This is a genomic window from Pedobacter glucosidilyticus DSM 23534, from assembly GCF_000425145.1.
Lineage (GTDB): Bacteria > Bacteroidota > Bacteroidia > Sphingobacteriales > Sphingobacteriaceae > Pseudopedobacter > Pseudopedobacter glucosidilyticus.
Genome location: NZ_AULF01000015.1, coordinates 56,643 through 73,058, shown reverse-complemented (window position 1 = coordinate 73,058; position 16,416 = coordinate 56,643). Strand labels below are relative to the sequence as shown.

The following is a 16,416-nucleotide window of genomic DNA, read 5'->3' as shown; positions in this document are numbered from 1 at the left end:
TTTTATTTTTCAAATCTTAATCTCTAATATAGACGTAATTATATCAAGCTTGGTTTTATTAATTTTTATCTATGATATCCGTCAGCGTAATTATTCCTACTTATAATGAAGAAGACAACATACAAACATTGCTCCAGCACTTAAAAAAGATAGAAAATTTCCAAGAGATAGAAATATTGATAAGTGACGGCGGCAGTACAGATAAAACCATACAGATTATTGAAGCAGAAGGTTTTACATGTTTACAAGGCGGACAAAAATCCAGAGCTAAACAACTCAATTTTGGAGCTAAACATGCTAAAGCTTCTATTTTGTATTTTTTACATGCAGATAGTTTGCCACCTTTAACCTTTGTAGCTGATATAAAAAAAGCCATTAACGAAGGTTTCCCTATAGGGTGTTATCGCTTTAAATTTAACTCGCCCAAAAAGATTTTAAAAGTTAACGCCTATTTTACCCGTTTTGATAGGCTGATGTGCCGAGGCGGTGACCAATCATTATTTATAACCAGCAAGGTTTTTGAAGAGCTTAAAGGATATGATGAGCATTATAAAATTATGGAAGATTATAATATCATCATCAGAGCAAGAAAAAAGTACGCTTTTAAAATCATCCCTAAAGATATTATCGTATCTGCAAGAAAGTACGACCATAACAGCTATTTCAAGGTTAACATCACCAATTTAGCCGTTTTCATCATGTTCTTTTTAAAGATAAATCAGGATAAGATGATAAACTTTTATAGGAAAATGCTAAACCATCAGGAAAGCGAACTAAAATACTAGCATGACTAAAAAAAACATCTGTGGAATACAGCAAATAGGTATAGGTTATAAGAATATTACGGAATCTTGGAAATGGTATATCAAATATTTTGGTATGGATGTTCCCGTTTTTGAAGATACGGCAGAAGCAAAACTGATGACTAAATATACCGGTGGACAAGTTTTTAATCGCTATGCTATTTTGGCTATGAATATGCAAGGTGGCGGTGGTTTTGAGCTTTGGCAATTTAAAAACAGAGAGCCTCAAAACCCTAAAGAAGCCATTAAAATGGGAGATTTAGGCATCCAAATCGTAAAAATTAAAAGCCCTGATGTACAAAAAGTATACGATTTCTATAAAAAGGAAAATCTGAATTTGCTTAGTCCGTTGATGAAATCGCCGGAAGGCAAATTGCACTTTTATGTAGCAGACCCCTACCAAAATATTTTTGAAATTATAGAGAGTAAAAATTGGTTTAACTTAAAAAAGCAGCTTACCGGAGGTGTTGCAGGTGTAGTTATTGGCGTTTCTGATTTAAATCAATCTCTAAAGCTTTATAAAGACATATTAGGTTATGATGAAGTGATTTATGATTTAACAAGCAGTTTCGAAGATTTTTGCGGTTTGCCCGATGGAAACATCGTTTTTAGAAGAGTTTTATTAAGACATAGCCAAGCGAAATCTGGTGGCTTTAGCAAACTTTTAGGCGCAACAGAAATTGAGCTTATTGAAAGAAAAGACAAACAAGGTGTTAAAATTTACAAAGACAGGTTTTGGGGCGATGCTGGTTTTATTCATATTTGTTTTGATGTGATTGGGATGCAAGGCTTAAAAGCAGAATGCGCTGCTGCAGGGTTTAATTTTACCGTAGATAGCTGCGATAGCTTTGACATGGGCAAAGCTGCTGGTCATTTCTCTTATATTGAAGACCCCGATGCTACACTTATCGAATTTGTAGAAACTCACAAAGTACCTATCATTAAAAAACTAGGTTTATTCTTAAGTTTAAAAAGCAGAAATCCGCATAAGAACTTACCAGATTGGATGGTGAAACTTCTAGCGCTTAACCGAGTGAAGTATTCTTGATAATTCGTTTTTAAGCCCATCAATACGTTTGTAAACATCAGGATGTTTGACTTTTAGCAGTTTTAACTTTAATTTACCTATCATGATAAAATAGCTTTCTGACAAATAATAATGTAAAATACTCGTTAGAAGTAAAACCCCGATGTAGATGCTATCAACATTAATCATCACAAACAAAAGAACAATCAGCATCATATAAATGACATAAATAAAAGTTGCAGAAACCATTCTTACTGCACTTATAAACTGCTTATCTTTTATCCGTTTCAAAATTTGCCTAACCACAAAACTTGGCAAATAATTTATTACAAAACCCATTAGCACCATTGGAAGCGTAAAAATCAATATCGATACTTTTAAAGTATCTAGATTACGAAATGCTTTTAAAGTGATGTTATTTACAGAAAGTATATTTTTTAATTCTTCTACTTTATTCTTGGTAGCTAAAAACAGATTTTGGTTTTCTTCTTTCTGTATTTCAAAATTAGTAATTATCTCTTTTGAGCGATTTATAAAAGGTTCATCTGCCAAATCTTGTTTAGAAAGCTCGAACATGAATTCATAAAAGCTATCATCATCAGTATTGGGAATAATCAGCATTTTAGCGGCAATACTAGAGTGAATACTTTTTAAAAGTAACTGTTTACGACTTTTAAATTCATCTTTTGGATTTATATCATCCACAAAAATCAAAGGTAATGCAGTTACGCTCACTTGTGTTTGCAACAGATAGGGTTCTTCATAATCAATAACTAAAGGTAAAACTGCTACATTTTTAAGGTCATCCCTTAAAGCTAAATCTGCTATACCGCTTTTAAATGCTCTTAATCTTTTTTCTACTACGCAGTTTCCTTCCGGAAAAATCAGTAAAGCACCATTTTTTTTAAGCAAAGCAGCGCATGCATCAAAAACCTCGTGGTTATGTATTAAAGCCTCTCTCCCATCTCGCAACCTATAAACTGGCATCATATTTAGTCTTTTTAAGAACCATCTCTTTATCGGACTGTTAAAAACATCGGCTCTTGCCAGAAAATGAATTTTTCTGGGTAGAAGAACTGCTAATAAAATGGCATCTAACAAAGAGTTACCGTGGTTACTGCATATTATGAAGGCTTGATTTTGAGGTATAGTTTTTAGTCCATGTGTGTATATTTTTTTAAAATAAACTTTAATAACCAAACTAAAAATGAAATGAAATATGTGGTATATCATGAATATCAAAACTTAAAACTAAAACAATTTTATTTAATATAGCCTATCAATTTATGGAAATAGCCCTGGTTTTGGGATTACTTTTACTAGCCATCATTTTATTTGCAACAGAAATTGTTTCTGTTGATGTGGTAACCATCTTCCTACTTATAGCTTTAGCCTTGTTGGGCATTTTAACTCCCGAAGAAGCTTTTGAGGGTTTCTCAAGCGATTTTATCATCATACTGGCTTCAATTTTTGTGATGGTTGGTGCTTTGAAAAAGACCGGAGTTATTGATAATTTTATCTCTAGGGTAGTTAATATTAAAAAACAATCAGCTAGTATGTTAACCATTATCGTGATGCTATTTGCCTCTTTAACATCTGCTTTTTTAAATAATACTACTATAACAGCTTTAATGCTTAATCCCACCATAGGATTATCAAAATTATCTGGTATAGCTCCCTCCAAAGTATTAATGCCACTTGCCTTTGCTTCTATTTTAGGGGGTACATGTACGCTTATTGGCACCTCTACAAATGTTGCGGTAAGTGGGTATTTAGCAAAACAAGGTTTAGAAAGAATAGGTATGTTTGACATAGCTCCTATTGGCTTGATTCTATTGGTTGTAGGTATTTTATTTATGATAAGTATTGGCAAAAAAATGCTCCCTGTAAATTCAAAAGAAGATTTAGAGGAAGATTACGCTGTAAGAAAATACCTAAGTGAGGCGGTTATCTTAGAGAAATCTCCTATGGTAGGACAAAAAATGGTAGAATCTGAGATTGCAAAAATGGGCTTTAGCATTATTTCTATCATCAGAGATAAAGCAAAGTTTATCCCTAACAGATATACCAGATTAAATTTAGGCGATACATTGATTATAAAAGGTGATATTGATGAACTTTTGAAAATAAAGGACATCCCTGGCGTTGAAATAAAAGCCGATCTCTTGGATTTTAACACCAAAGATGATGAATTACACCTAGCAGAATTGATGGTTTTGGGAAGATCTGATGTAATTAAGAATACCGTAGAAAAACTCAACTTTAGGCAACGTTATGGTATAAGCATTTTAGCTATTTTCCGTAAAGGAAAAACCATTAGTGATAAAATAGGGAAACTTCGTTTGCAAATTGGAGATTTGATTTTGGTGCAAGGTAATAAAGAAAGTATAGACCTCATTCGTACAGAAATAGATGACTTTATCATTCTCGAAGATTATAAACCCAATTTAAATCTCCGTAAGAAAGGAATTTTAACCTTATCTTTTTTCTTACTGTCCATCATCTTGGGGACAACAGGTATCATGCCTTTGGCTATTGCTTTTTTATTTGGCGCCTTTTTAACTGTAGCTTTTAGGTGTATCAATGCTAATGAAATTTATGAAGATATTGATTGGCGTTTGTTGGTTCTAATTGGTGGGATGAGTGCTTTCGGTATTGCTATGACAAAAACCGGAGCAGATAAATTTGTTGCAGACTTTATCATTCAAATTTTTGAACCTCTAGGCTCTTATGGTATTTTAGGAGGTTTTATTTTATTAACCGTATTGTTAACTCAACCTTTAAGCAATGCTGCTTCTGCACTGGTGGTTTTACCCATTGGTTTACAAACAGCAACACAATTACAAGTTAACCCTATCACCTTTGCTATTGGTATTATGATGGCAGCTTCTGTTTCGCTGCTTACCCCTTTTGAGCCTTCTTGTATTTTGGTTTACGGACCAGGAAAATATAAATTCTTTGATTTTGTTAAGATAGGTGGTTTATTAACCTTAATTTTGATGGTTATTTTATTGATAACCATACCGATATTTTTTCCTTTTTAGATGACAAATTTTAGCAGGTTTACCACCAACTATAAAGTAAGACCAGATGATATAGACATGTTTAACCATGTGCATAACAGCAAATACCTAGATTATGTATTAGCTGCCAGATACGAACAAATGGATACACATTATGGCATGTCTATGGAGAAATTTCTAGAACTAGGTTATGGCTGGGTAGTACAAAAAGTAGAAATAGCATTTAAAAGACCTTTAGGTTTAGGCGACCATTACAGTGTTACTACAGGTTTGGTAAGTATTAACCATCGAGGCTGTAAAGTAAGTTTTGAAATTAAAAACTTAAAAAACAATAAACTAAGCGCCGATGGCTGGTTTGATTTTGTGATGATAGATTTAAAAACTGGTAGAGGTGTTGAAGTAAGTGATGAAATGATTGCTAAATATTCTATTTAGATTGGTTTATTTATTCTAACGGCTATTGCGCTCAAGGCTTTCCGGCCTCATAGGCAGCCAATCTTATTCACTTTTTTCTTGATAAAAAGTGAACAAAAGACGAGGAGTGAGTTTATGAATGTCTAAGAAAAAACATAAACAAAAAATGAATAAATCAAGGGTGATGAATATTTGTTGTGAATCCTCCATAAATCTTTTATCCCCTAACGGGAGTCGTAGTTAGTTCTTAAATATCCGCTTCTTAGGGTCTTTCTACTTTACACTCTATACTTTCTACTCTAAATAAAACAATAAAGCCTGATGAAGTTTTCATCAGGCTTTGTCAATCTATATCTTAAAGATATTATCTTGAGGCGATATCAACAAAGGTTCTATCTTTCTCACCAATATAAATCTGACGAGGTCTTCCGATAGGTTCTTTGTTTTCTCTCATTTCTTTCCATTGAGCAATCCATCCCGGTAAACGACCTAAAGCAAATAATACCGTAAACATTTCTGTTGGGAAACCTAAAGCTCTGTAGATGATACCTGAGTAGAAATCTACGTTTGGATATAATTTACGATCAACAAAATAAGGATCATTTAAAGCTACTTCTTCTAATTTCTTAGCGATATCTAAAACTGGATCATTGATACCTAATTTTGCTAAAATATCATCACAAGCTTTTTTAATAATTTTGGCTCTAGGATCAAAGTTTTTGTAAACGCGGTGACCAAAGCCCATTAAACGGAAAGAATCGTTTTTATCTTTGGCTTTGTTAACCCACTTGTCTACATCGCCACCATCGTTTTTAATTTTCTCTAGCATTTCTATTACAGCTTGGTTTGCACCACCATGTAACGGACCCCAAAGTGCAGAAACACCTGCCGAAATAGACGCATATAAGTTACAATCTGATGAACCTACAATTCTTACCGTAGAAGTAGAGCAATTTTGCTCGTGATCTGCGTGAAGAATCAATAACTTGTTCATGGCATCAATAACCACTGGGTCTATGGTAATTTCTTCTGTACGCTGACCGAAAGTCATGTACAAGAAGTTAGTAACATAATCGTATTTGTTTTGAGGATAAATAACCGGATGTCCTAAAGATTTTTTGTAAATCCAAGAAACAATGGTTGGCATTTTAGCTAACAATTTGATAATGGTTAACTCAAACTCCTCTTTAGTTTGATGTGGATCTAAAGACTCTGGGTAAAAAGAAGATAAAGAACATACTAATGAAGACAATTGCCCCATTGGATGAGATTTTGATGGGAAACCATCAAAAAACTTCTTCATATCTTCATGCACCAATGTATGTCTGCTAATTTTACGCTGAAAGTCCTCAAGCTCTGTTTTAGTTGGTAAATTACCGTAAATCAAAAGATAAGCAACTTCTAAAAACGTAGATTTCTCCGCAAGTTCTTCTATACCGTAACCTCTGTACTTTAAAATACCTTGCTCACCATCTAAGAAAGTTATAGCACTTTTGGTTGCTCCGGTGTTTTTAAAACCACTATCTAAGGTTACATAACCTGTTTGATCTCTTAGTTTTGAAATATCAATTGCTTTTTCATTCTCGGTTCCTTCTAAAACTGGTAACTGAATAGATTTACCATCTAATTTAAGTTCTGCTGTTTCTGACATAAAATTGGTGTTACGCAACAAATTTAATTAAATCAATTAATTAAAAAATTATTATTGTATTAATATTCTATTAGAAATATCTTCTTTTTGTAATATTTATATAGGCATTTCTATTATTGCCTCAAGTATAAGCATATATTTCAAAAATTGTTTGTCTAGAAACAAAAAAAGCCAACTTTCGTCGACTTTTTTACAAAATTTTTAAAAAATCTTATTTAGATAGGTTAAACGAATAAGCTGCTCTTATAGCTACCATTCCGTTGCTTCCATTTTCATATTCGAAACCCTCATAGCGTAGTGCTATATCCCATTTTTGATTAGCATAACCCACACTTGGAGCCCAAACAAAAGGTGTTCCGTAACCTTCTTTTGTAGAAAAAGCAACACCTGCTTCTGGCTGTAAGTAAAAGGTATCTCCAAAAAAGAACTTAGCTCCTGCCTTCAGCGGAATTAAATCCGAACCAATTCTTTCTCCAAGTATTTCTGGCTTACCTAAAAAACCATAATATCCGGTAGTTAAGGTTAAAGATGTACGAGCCCCTAAATCATGCTGTAATCTTAAATCAGGTGCGATAACAACATCTGCTACATTACTTTTGGTTGGTACACCTAAACTTAAACCAACACCTAAACGAGTTCTTGATCCATCTGGGTTAGTAGTTTGTGCCTGTAAGTTATTGCTTATTGAAAAGTATGATGTTATTGCAGCTACTGCAACAAACGTTTTAATTATTGTTTTTTTCATTTTTATTTATTTAATACAGGGGGACTAAAACAAAGAGCAGACCAAAAAAGAGTTAGATTACCTTTTAAAAAGTTATCTTAAAGGAGATGAACCCTTTATCAAATACATTAAAATAATAATCTAAATAAAACTAATTATTGTAGAGAGATTTTCTGTAGGCATTGGGAGACATTCCTACGGTTTTTGAAAACAAACGAGAAAAATACTGAGCATCTTCTATCCCAACTTTAAAAGCTACTTCTTTTACTAAAGCATCGGTATATTCTAAATACTGGCAAGCTCGCTGCATTTTCAATTGTAAAAAATAATCAACCGGAGACAGCCCTACTTTCTTTTTAAATACAGAAGAAAAATGTGGAACAGATATATTCATGTATTGAGCCATCTCTGTTAAAGTGATATTCTTATCTAGATTCTTTTTCAAATAATCTATTACCTGATTTACCAAATCCTGGTTTTTATCTTTTTGCTTAGGTCTGATGTGTATGATAAAAGAAGTTAAGAAATGTAGTAAGCCCATATTTAAAAGCGTCATCACTTCTTTGCTATAACCTCTTTTTAAATTCTTGTAAATGGTATCAAATAGTATAATACGTTCTTCATCATAAGCTAAAAACCCTTTATAAGATTGGTTGTGCTGATAAAATAATTGGAGAATATCATTGGCGAAAGTGCCATCAAAATTAAACCAAAAAACTGTCCATGGTGTTTGATGATCTGCCATAAATCTAAAAGGCTTATTTTTAGGGATAAGGAAAAAATCTCCGGCTTTAATAGTTAAATCCTCATCTAAAATTTGTGCTTTGCCTAAGCCTTGTATGCAATACATTAAAGTATAATGATTATAACCCTTTTGCTGCTCATCGGCATGGTACTTAGCTTTAGGGAAGAAGCCCATCCCAGAAAAACTCAAAAATTGAGGATTATCAATTAAATGACGTCTACTGGCTGTTATTTCAAGAATTCTCTCGCCTTCAAAACCTTGTTTCTTTTGCTTCAATTTTAAATTTTAAACTCAAAACTACATAAAATAATACAATAACTTCATCATATAATCCATTATGTTGCTATTTCTTTCCTCTAATTTCACACTTTCAAAACTCATAGTTTTTGGGTATCTTATTTGCACATTCCATTAAGACCTTAAATTATGAAAACCAATTTTGTAAAGGTTAACACCATATATATGAAGAATTCACACGAACTTGTTTTAGAAACATTTAAAGAAAAGTTTAATGAGCAACCTTTGGTTGTTTGCTCGCCAGGAAGGGTAAATCTTATAGGAGAGCATACAGACTATAACATGGGTTTTGTACTACCCGCTGCGGTAAATAAGGCTGCTTATATAGCTATATCTAAAAGAGACGATGATAAAATTGTATTGGTAGCGGCAGATATGGATGATGAGATTGAAACCTCATTAAACAACTACAGCTTCTCTGAAAAAGGATGGCCTAACTATGTTATATGTATTGTTGACCAGCTTTTAAAAGCCAATAAGCAAATTAAAGGTTTCAATGCCGTTATTTCGGGAGATGTTCCTTTAGGCGCCGGCATGTCATCATCAGCTGCTTTAGAATGTGCGGTTGCTTTTGCTTTAAGCGAGCTATACAATTTGCAATTATCTAAAATGGATATTGCTAAAATTGCACAAAAAGGCGAGAACGAATTTGTAGGTGTTAAATGTGGTATTATGGACCAATTTGCCAGCGTTTTTGGTAAAAAAGGCCATGTGATTAAACTAGATTGTCGCTCTTTGGAATTTGAATATGTATCTTTTGAATTAGAAGGAATTAAAATAGTGCTTTTTGATTCTATGGTAAAGCATTCTTTAGCTTCATCAGAATATAATGTTAGAAGCAGTCAGTGTCAAGAAGGTGTTTCTATCATCCAACAAAAATATCCCGAAGTTAAATTCTTAAGAGATGCTAGCATAGAAATGGTTGAAGAATGCTTGCATGATGCTAGTGCAGATATTTATAACCGCTGCAAGTATGTAGTAGAAGAAAACAACAGATTGTTAGCCGCTTGCGCTGATTTAGAAGCCGGAAATATAGAAGCCTTTGGTCAGAAGATGTACGAAACCCATACTGGTTTAAGCGAATTGTATGAAGTAAGTTGCCCTGAGCTAGATTTTATTGTAAGCTGTACCAAAAAAGAGGAAGCTATTTTAGGTGCTAGGATGATGGGTGGTGGCTTTGGTGGCTGCGTAATTTCTTTAGTAAAAGAAGCGCATTTAGACGAAGTGATTAAAAGAGTTAAAGAGGCTTATTTTAATAAGCTGAATAAAGGAATGAATGTTTACATATCGCAAATAGAAGACGGTACAAGAATTTTAGCCTAATGGAATTTAATTTTGATGAACATCCGCATAAGCGTTTAAATATATTAACTGGCGAATGGGTAATGGTTTCTCCGCATCGTACCAAAAGACCATGGCAAGGTAAAGTAGAAACTGTTAACAATACCCCAAGACCGCAATATGATGCAAGCTGTTATTTATGCCCGGGTAATACCCGTTCTGATGGCTCTGTAAATCCTGCATACACAGGTCCATATGCATTTACCAATGATTTTTCTTCTTTATTACAAGATACTCCGGAAGGAAAAGTAAATAAAAGTGATTTATTACAAGCCACTAGCGAACGTGGCATTTGCAGAGTTATCTGTTTCTCGCCACGACATGATCTTACGCTTCCGCAGATGGAAGTAAAAGCTATAGAAGATGTTATTACTTTATGGCAAACAGAGTTTAGAGACTTGTCTACCTCTCATAACTGGATAAAACACATCCAAATATTTGAAAACAAAGGCGATGTGATGGGATGTAGTAACCCCCACCCTCACGGACAAATTTGGGCGCAAAGCTCGGTACCGGTAGAGCCTGCAAAAGAAAGTGTACAGTTTTTAAAGTATTATCAAGAAAACCAAAAAAGCTTATTAAGTGCTTATTTGGAAATAGAGCTAGAAAGCCAAGAACGTGTGATTTTAAAGAATGAGCATTTTGTTGCCTTAGTACCTTTTTGGGCAGTATGGCCATATGAGACTATGATCATCAGTAAAAGACAAGTTCAAAATATTCTTGAATTTACCGAGGCTGAGAAAACTGCTTTAGCAGAAATTTTAAAGCAATTAACCATCAAATACGATAATTTATTTGAGACCTCATTCCCATATTCTGCTGGTATGCACCAAGCACCTGTAAATGATGGCGACCATCCGGAGTGGCATTGGCACATGCACTTTTATCCGCCTTTGTTACGCTCAGCTACGGTAAAGAAGTTTATGGTAGGTTATGAAATGTTGGCTAATCCGCAACGTGATATTACACCAGAACAAGCTGCTAAAAAGTTAAAAGATTTAAGCTTAGTGCATTATTTAGGCTAATTAAACCAAACCAATATTTACAAAAAAGCTCGGTTTAAGAAAAAAAAGAGCTTTTTTGTGCAATAATAAGTATTGTAAAATTTAAATAGACTATGGCAGTTATCAATCACCTAAAACTTAGTTCAGTATCTTTAATGATAGTAATTATCCGCCTCAAGAGCCGGCGAGGCCCATTACTTTTTAGAGGAAAAAAGTAATCAAAATGAGCCTGTGCGAATTCATGAATACCTTTAAAAATCAATAAAAACTAATGAATAAATCCTTGAACAATCCCGCAGGAGCCATTACCACACAAGGCTTATCCACACTCAAAAACAGTGAGCGCTTATTTTTGCTAGCAAGTGGTTTATGAAAGTTAGTATAAACTCGAACACAAAACCGCATTCGCTATAGGCTTTGTTTAAGTAAAAAGTCAAAAGTATAAAGTAAAAAGACCTAAATGCCTTAAGAAGTATAAATTCAAAATTAAAGAGTAAAAAGATTTGAAAAGCGGATATTTAGGAAGTTCCTTTAAAAATCAAATTTGCCTTTCCGAAGAACGAAGGACGGCCTATGAAGATTTGGAAGTGTAGGCAAATAAATCTTTTGCATAAACTTTCATAAAGAACTATCGGAAAACAATCCGACGGGTGTTGTAGAAACTTTAAATATGCAAAGCCTTTCACACCACTCAGGATTGTGGATAAAGATTTATTAAGACGAAACGACAAATATTCAGCAGCCTTGAATTATTCATTTTTTGTTTATTTTTTTCTTAGGTATTCATGAACTCGTTCCTCGTTTTTTGGGGACTTTTTTTTCAAGAAAAAGTGCCTAGGGCTGGCCGCCTATGAGGCCGGAAAGCCTTTAGCGCAATAGCCAATAAAAAGAAGCCTCTAACCTACTAGGATAAGAGAAACTTATAACATAAATAAATCTTCACTCCCCATAACAAAAAACAATCTCTCATTCACTAAAATCAAAAAATCAACATCATAAAAAAGCTCGATTTTAATCAAAATCGAGCTTTTTTATTTAAAGAGATATAATTCTAGAAAACTAAAATCAATACTAATAAAATAATGATGATAGCTGTTGCAGATAAATAAACACCTCCAGACAATGCCTTAGATTCTTTTTTCATCTCTAACAATTCATTTTTGATCTCTTTACGCTCTTCTCTACTTAATTTCGAACGATCTAAAGATTTGATTTCCTCAACACGTTGAGAGATTTCTTGTAATCTTACTTTCTGACGTTCTGTTAATTCTGGGTTACGTTTTTCTGTACCCGATGCAAAAGCATTTACAGAACCCATAAACATGAAGACTGTTAATGCGAAGTAAATTAATCTTTTCATATTGATAAGTTTAGCTATTAATAAAACTATTCTTATGCTGTTAAAAATTGTACCAAATAAAGAAATCAGCTAGAGATTATTAAAAGTCATATCAGCATTTTCCTACTGTCCTAAAAACTATCTATTACTAGGCATATCATTTTGCCTATCTACAGCCGGGCGTTCTGCTCTGTTAACCAAATCCCAGGCAGTGTAAAACACCAACTGCGCTCTTTTCACTAATAAAGGAAAATTTATTTTTCCTATTTCATCGGTTTTTTTGTGATAATCTTCATGTGTACCATTGAAATAGAAAATAACCGGGATGTTATGCTTAGCAAAATTATAATGATCTGAACGGTAGTAAAAACGATTTGGATCTGCAGGATCATCATACCTGTAATCTAAAATCATGTTGAGATAAGTCTTGTTGGCTTTTTCACTAATATTTTTTAGGCTCGAACTCAATTTATCCGAACCTATAACGTAAATATAGTTAGCAGAATCTGGATGTTTTTTATACAAATCGCCTACCCTACCTATCATATCAATATTTAAATTAGTGATAGTATTAGCTAAAGGAAAAGCCGGATTTCTAGAATACCATTCTGAACCTAAAAGCCCCTTTTCTTCACCTACTACAGTCATAAATAGGATGCTTCTTTTGGGTCCTTTCCCCTCTTTTTTGGCCTGTACGAAAGCTTCTGCCAATTCCATTACAGCTGTTGTACCAGAGGCATCATCATCAGCTCCATTATATACGTCGCCATCATCTGCAACGCCAATATGGTCGTAATGTGCGGTAATAACGACAACTTCATTTTTCAGCTTTTCATCTGTACCTTCTAAGAAACCTAATACATTATCAGCCTCTAAAGGCTTGATGATAAGTTCTATATCAACATCTAAATTACCATTAAAAGTAAATGAAGCAGGTTTTAGGCCGTTAAGAATCTGATTAGTTTCTGTAGTAAGATCTTTCTTAGTACCACCCATCAGCTTGCCTAATGCCGCTTTAGTAAGGTAAATAATGGGTATGTTAGATTTAGTATCACCCAACATCAAAGCCGGACGATCTTTATTGGTTCCGTTTTGCGACATACGGTTTACCTGCTCGCTTAGGATGATGATAGCTTGAGGTTTTTTAGCCTTTAAAGCGTCTATTTTTTTCGTACGATTGCTTGTCCAATCAGAATAATTACCGTTAGCTGTAATTAGAGATTTACCATTTCTTGCTGGCTCTCCCGGAAGTACAATAGCAACTTTACCCTCTAAGTTAAGATTGCTTAAATCATCATATCTTTCAGAGATAATACCGTAGCCTACAAAAACAAAGTTTTTAAAAGTCTTTTGAATTTTGGCTTCTGATATACCACTCAAATAGAAATCTTTAAAAAATTCTAGGGTCTCACCATTGGCAATTACATTGGTTTTAGAAAGATATTGTTCTCTTAAATCCAATCTCTGAAAATAATCACCATTTACAGGGGCTTTAAGTCCTATACTTTTGAAATGGTTTCTGATATACTCAGCGGCTTTTTGTGCACCTAAATCACCAGTTTCTCTTCCGGCAAAATCATCGGCAGCTAAAACACTTAATTTTTTTGTAGCGTCTGCAACGGTTATACTTTGAGCATATTTTATAGGTGTTTGATCCTGAGCAAAAATAACTGAGGAAACACTGATCACGACAGCAGTAAAAAGTATTTTTTTCATACTGATGAAGATAAACATCTTATTTTAAATCTTATTGTAACAAGATTAGTTTATCAGGGTTTTTAAAAGCAAAATCAAAGACGGTTTTTTGAATAAAATTGTAAGAAGGATAAGGTGTAACTTTGGATTTAATATCATCAAGCTCACTTACAATTTCTTGACTTTGCAAATAGCCCATACCATAAAAATCTCCTTTTTCTATTAATATACAGCATTTTTCATGTTCATCTCTTCCCTCATCTATAATCAAATAGCTCTTAAATTCATCAGCAAAGGTTTTTAAGGCAGCAGCAACCCTTTGGTTATACGTAAGCGCATCCTCTTGTTTTAAGCAAGCATCACAACATATTGCAGCATGTATTTCTTTGGTTAACGTACTTTTAAACCCACACAACTTAGGGCATAGCTCGTGGTTTTCTATAAGTTTTCTGAGGAACAAAATAGCCTCTGCCTTGCTATTAAAGCTATGGTAAGGTTTCAAAAATTTAATCTTTTTACCAACTCCAAGAGTAAGATAACCCGCCTGATTTTCATAAACATATAAGGCAAACCTTAGCTCCGGATTTTTTAAAGCCCTATTTTCTTTGGGCCATAATCTTTTAATTTCTATAGCCTCAAAAATTAAAGCTTGTAATTCTGAGCCACAAACTTCAAAATCTACATATTTGACATGTTTTAAAAAAGCTTGTTTTTTTTCATCGGGATTATTATTGGCGAAATGACTACAAACACGTTTATAAATATTTACAGCCTTACCCACATAAACAATTTTCTTTTGTTTGTTTTTAAAATAATAAACCCCAGGTGCATGTGGTAATCTATTGAGTTGTTCTTTGTCTAAAAGTGGAGGTAATATATGCTCTTTTGAGTTTGCTTTTAGGGCTAAGGCAATTACATCCGACTGGTCTCTGTTGATAAGGATTTTAAATAAAGAAGCTGTAGCAAAGGCATCTCCCATGGCCCTGTGTCTATTTTCTATGCTGATTTCTAACTGCCTACAGAGTTTACCTAAACTATAGGATGGAAAACCAGGCAATATTTTTCTGGCTAGACGTACCGTACACAATTTTTTACTATTGAGCTGGTAACCCGCTTTTTTTAAATGGTAATGAACAAAAGAATAATCAAAATTTACGTTGTGCGCTACAAATACTTTCCCTTCTAATAAATTAAAAATCTGAGGTGCTAAATCTTCAAATAAAGGTGCTTGGGCAGTCATCTCATCATCTATACCTGTAAGAGATTGTATAAAAGGCGGAATAGTTTGCTGCGGATTTACTAGAGATTCAAACTTTTGAACCACTTTGGTGCCATCAAATATTACTATAGCAATCTCTGTAATGCCATTAGCACTTGCATGGCTTCCTGTAGTTTCTATATCAACAATTGCGTACAACCTATCCATAAAGCTAAAATACTAATTTAATTAGCAAATCAATAAACAAAAAATTATTCTTATAAAAATTTAGATTCGTTTGTTATTTATATATTTAGCCATATTTTAATTAAATGAAAAGAACATATTTAACCTTAACAGCTTTACTTTTAGTAGGAAGCTTTACAACAATTAACGCACAAACTAAATCTAAAAAGAAAGCAGCTCAAAAAACACCAGTTGTAGCGCCAGCATTAACAGCGGTAGACTCTGCCAGCTATTCTTTTGGTTTTAAAATAGCCCAAGGCTTAAAAGCTGATGGTGTAACTTCTTTAAACTATGCTATGCTTTCTAAAGCTATGGAAGATGTTTTTAAAGGCGATTCTTCCCTATTAACAGACGAGCAGGCTTCTAATGCAATTGGAAGTTTTTTACAGGCTGCTACCAAAGCAAAATTTAGCGAAGCCATTGCGAGCAACGAAAAATTTCTTGCAGAAAATAAAGTAAAAGCTGGCATTAAAGAAACTGCAAGCGGCTTACAATATGAGGTTCTTACGGAAGGTACAGGCGCAAAACCTAAAGCAGAAGATTTTGTTACGGTGCATTATAAAGGTTCTTTATTAAACGGTAAACAGTTTGACAGCTCTTACGACCGCGGTGAACCTATTAATTTACAATTAAACAGGGTTATACCAGGTTGGACTGAGGGTGTACAATTAATGTCGGTAGGTTCTAAATATAAATTTTATATCCCTTATAAGTTAGGATACGGAGAAAATGGTGCCGGACAGGATATTCCACCTTACAGCACTTTAATTTTTGAAGTTGAACTGATTAAAATTGGTCAGTAAAATATATAAAGATTTAATTTTTAATATAGCTAAGTGTTTAAACGCTTGGCTATTTTTTTTATATTAAGGAGTTTTTTTTTACTCTACCTAAACATTAAAACTATTT

14 protein-coding genes are annotated in these 16,416 nt (G+C 33.7%); 7 read left to right on the top strand and 7 right to left on the bottom strand.

Features of this window, described 5'->3' with window-relative positions; genetic code table 11:
- Positions 1–71: 71 nt before the first annotated feature.
- Positions 72–785 carry a TIGR04283 family arsenosugar biosynthesis glycosyltransferase gene (locus H510_RS0106470; protein WP_051291088.1) on the top strand — a complete coding sequence of 238 codons (714 nt, stop codon included), beginning with the start codon at positions 72–74 and terminating at the stop codon, positions 783–785.
- A gap of 1 nt (position 786) precedes the next feature.
- Positions 787–1,851 carry a VOC family protein gene (locus H510_RS0106465; protein WP_026903576.1) on the top strand — a complete coding sequence of 355 codons (1,065 nt, stop codon included), beginning with the start codon at positions 787–789 and terminating at the stop codon, positions 1,849–1,851.
- Here the strand turns inward: H510_RS0106465 and H510_RS0106460 are convergent.
- Positions 1,822–3,063, bottom strand: a complete 1,242-nt coding sequence (locus H510_RS0106460) for a 1-acyl-sn-glycerol-3-phosphate acyltransferase (protein WP_026903575.1) — start codon at positions 3,061–3,063, stop codon at positions 1,822–1,824. The genes H510_RS0106465 and H510_RS0106460 overlap by 30 nt on opposite strands.
- A gap of 53 nt (positions 3,064–3,116) precedes the next feature.
- On the opposite strand from H510_RS0106460, the gene H510_RS0106455 reads away from it, so the two are divergent.
- Positions 3,117–4,874: an SLC13 family permease gene (locus H510_RS0106455; RefSeq protein ID WP_026903574.1), complete on the top strand. Its 1,758-nt coding sequence runs from the start codon at positions 3,117–3,119 to the stop codon at positions 4,872–4,874.
- Entirely contained in the window at positions 4,875–5,288 is a 414-nt protein-coding gene (locus tag H510_RS0106450; protein ID WP_026903573.1) for an acyl-CoA thioesterase, read from the top strand. It abuts the gene before it with no gap.
- A gap of 343 nt (positions 5,289–5,631) precedes the next feature.
- Here H510_RS0106450 and H510_RS0106445 read toward each other — a convergent pair whose 3' ends face one another.
- From H510_RS0106445 to H510_RS0106435, 3 genes are all read right to left on the bottom strand, one after another.
- Positions 5,632–6,918: a citrate synthase gene (locus H510_RS0106445; RefSeq protein ID WP_026903572.1), complete on the bottom strand. Its 1,287-nt coding sequence runs from the start codon at positions 6,916–6,918 to the stop codon at positions 5,632–5,634.
- A 211-nt stretch (positions 6,919–7,129) separates the two neighbouring features.
- Positions 7,130–7,663, bottom strand: a complete 534-nt coding sequence (locus H510_RS0106440; protein WP_026903571.1) for a hypothetical protein — start codon at positions 7,661–7,663, stop codon at positions 7,130–7,132.
- A gap of 130 nt (positions 7,664–7,793) precedes the next feature.
- Complete coding sequence (locus H510_RS0106435; RefSeq protein ID WP_026903570.1) at positions 7,794–8,663, bottom strand: AraC family transcriptional regulator; 870 nt, start codon at positions 8,661–8,663, stop codon at positions 7,794–7,796.
- Positions 8,664–8,849: 186 nt separating this feature from the next.
- Between H510_RS0106435 and galK the strand changes: the two genes are divergently transcribed.
- Positions 8,850–10,007 carry a galactokinase gene (galK, locus tag H510_RS0106430; protein ID WP_026903569.1) on the top strand — a complete coding sequence of 386 codons (1,158 nt, stop codon included), beginning with the start codon at positions 8,850–8,852 and terminating at the stop codon, positions 10,005–10,007.
- Positions 10,007–11,050 carry a UDP-glucose--hexose-1-phosphate uridylyltransferase gene (locus H510_RS0106425; protein WP_026903568.1) on the top strand — a complete coding sequence of 348 codons (1,044 nt, stop codon included), beginning with the start codon at positions 10,007–10,009 and terminating at the stop codon, positions 11,048–11,050. The genes galK and H510_RS0106425 overlap by 1 nt, the downstream gene beginning before the upstream one ends.
- A gap of 1,030 nt (positions 11,051–12,080) precedes the next feature.
- Here H510_RS0106425 and H510_RS0106420 read toward each other — a convergent pair.
- The 3 genes from H510_RS0106420 to H510_RS0106410 all read right to left on the bottom strand — a co-directional run bounded on the left by H510_RS0106420 (position 12,081) and on the right by H510_RS0106410 (position 15,489).
- Positions 12,081–12,389, bottom strand: a complete 309-nt coding sequence (locus H510_RS0106420; RefSeq protein ID WP_026903567.1) for a seryl-tRNA synthetase — start codon at positions 12,387–12,389, stop codon at positions 12,081–12,083.
- A gap of 117 nt (positions 12,390–12,506) precedes the next feature.
- Positions 12,507–14,084 (bottom strand): M28 family peptidase, encoded by a 1,578-nt coding sequence (locus H510_RS0106415; RefSeq protein WP_036692151.1) that lies wholly within the window; start codon positions 14,082–14,084, stop codon positions 12,507–12,509.
- 31 nt (positions 14,085–14,115) lie between these two features.
- Positions 14,116–15,489: an exonuclease domain-containing protein gene (locus H510_RS0106410; protein ID WP_026903565.1), complete on the bottom strand. Its 1,374-nt coding sequence runs from the start codon at positions 15,487–15,489 to the stop codon at positions 14,116–14,118.
- Positions 15,490–15,593: 104 nt separating this feature from the next.
- On the opposite strand from H510_RS0106410, the gene bamJ reads away from it, so the two are divergent.
- Positions 15,594–16,310, top strand: coding sequence for a BamJ family beta-barrel-assembly machinery protein (bamJ, locus tag H510_RS0106405; RefSeq protein WP_026903564.1), 717 nt, complete (start codon positions 15,594–15,596; stop codon positions 16,308–16,310).
- Positions 16,311–16,416: the final 106 nt, after the last annotated feature.

Coding starts and splice junctions, on each gene's coding strand:
- H510_RS0106420 (WP_026903567.1), bottom strand. CDS start 12,389: ATGAAAAGATTAATTTACTTCGCATTAACAGTCTTCATGTTTATGGGT.
- galK (WP_026903569.1), top strand. CDS start 8,850: ATGAAGAATTCACACGAACTTGTTTTAGAAACATTTAAAGAAAAGTTT.
- H510_RS0106455 (WP_026903574.1), top strand. CDS start 3,117: ATGGAAATAGCCCTGGTTTTGGGATTACTTTTACTAGCCATCATTTTA.
- H510_RS0106445 (WP_026903572.1), bottom strand. CDS start 6,918: ATGTCAGAAACAGCAGAACTTAAATTAGATGGTAAATCTATTCAGTTA.
- H510_RS0106450 (WP_026903573.1), top strand. CDS start 4,875: ATGACAAATTTTAGCAGGTTTACCACCAACTATAAAGTAAGACCAGAT.
- H510_RS0106410 (WP_026903565.1), bottom strand. CDS start 15,489: ATGGATAGGTTGTACGCAATTGTTGATATAGAAACTACAGGAAGCCAT.
- bamJ (WP_026903564.1), top strand. CDS start 15,594: ATGAAAAGAACATATTTAACCTTAACAGCTTTACTTTTAGTAGGAAGC.
- H510_RS0106460 (WP_026903575.1), bottom strand. CDS start 3,063: ATGATATACCACATATTTCATTTCATTTTTAGTTTGGTTATTAAAGTT.
- H510_RS0106425 (WP_026903568.1), top strand. CDS start 10,007: ATGGAATTTAATTTTGATGAACATCCGCATAAGCGTTTAAATATATTA.
- H510_RS0106465 (WP_026903576.1), top strand. CDS start 787: ATGACTAAAAAAAACATCTGTGGAATACAGCAAATAGGTATAGGTTAT.
- H510_RS0106415 (WP_036692151.1), bottom strand. CDS start 14,084: ATGAAAAAAATACTTTTTACTGCTGTCGTGATCAGTGTTTCCTCAGTT.
- H510_RS0106470 (WP_051291088.1), top strand. CDS start 72: ATGATATCCGTCAGCGTAATTATTCCTACTTATAATGAAGAAGACAAC.
- H510_RS0106440 (WP_026903571.1), bottom strand. CDS start 7,663: ATGAAAAAAACAATAATTAAAACGTTTGTTGCAGTAGCTGCAATAACA.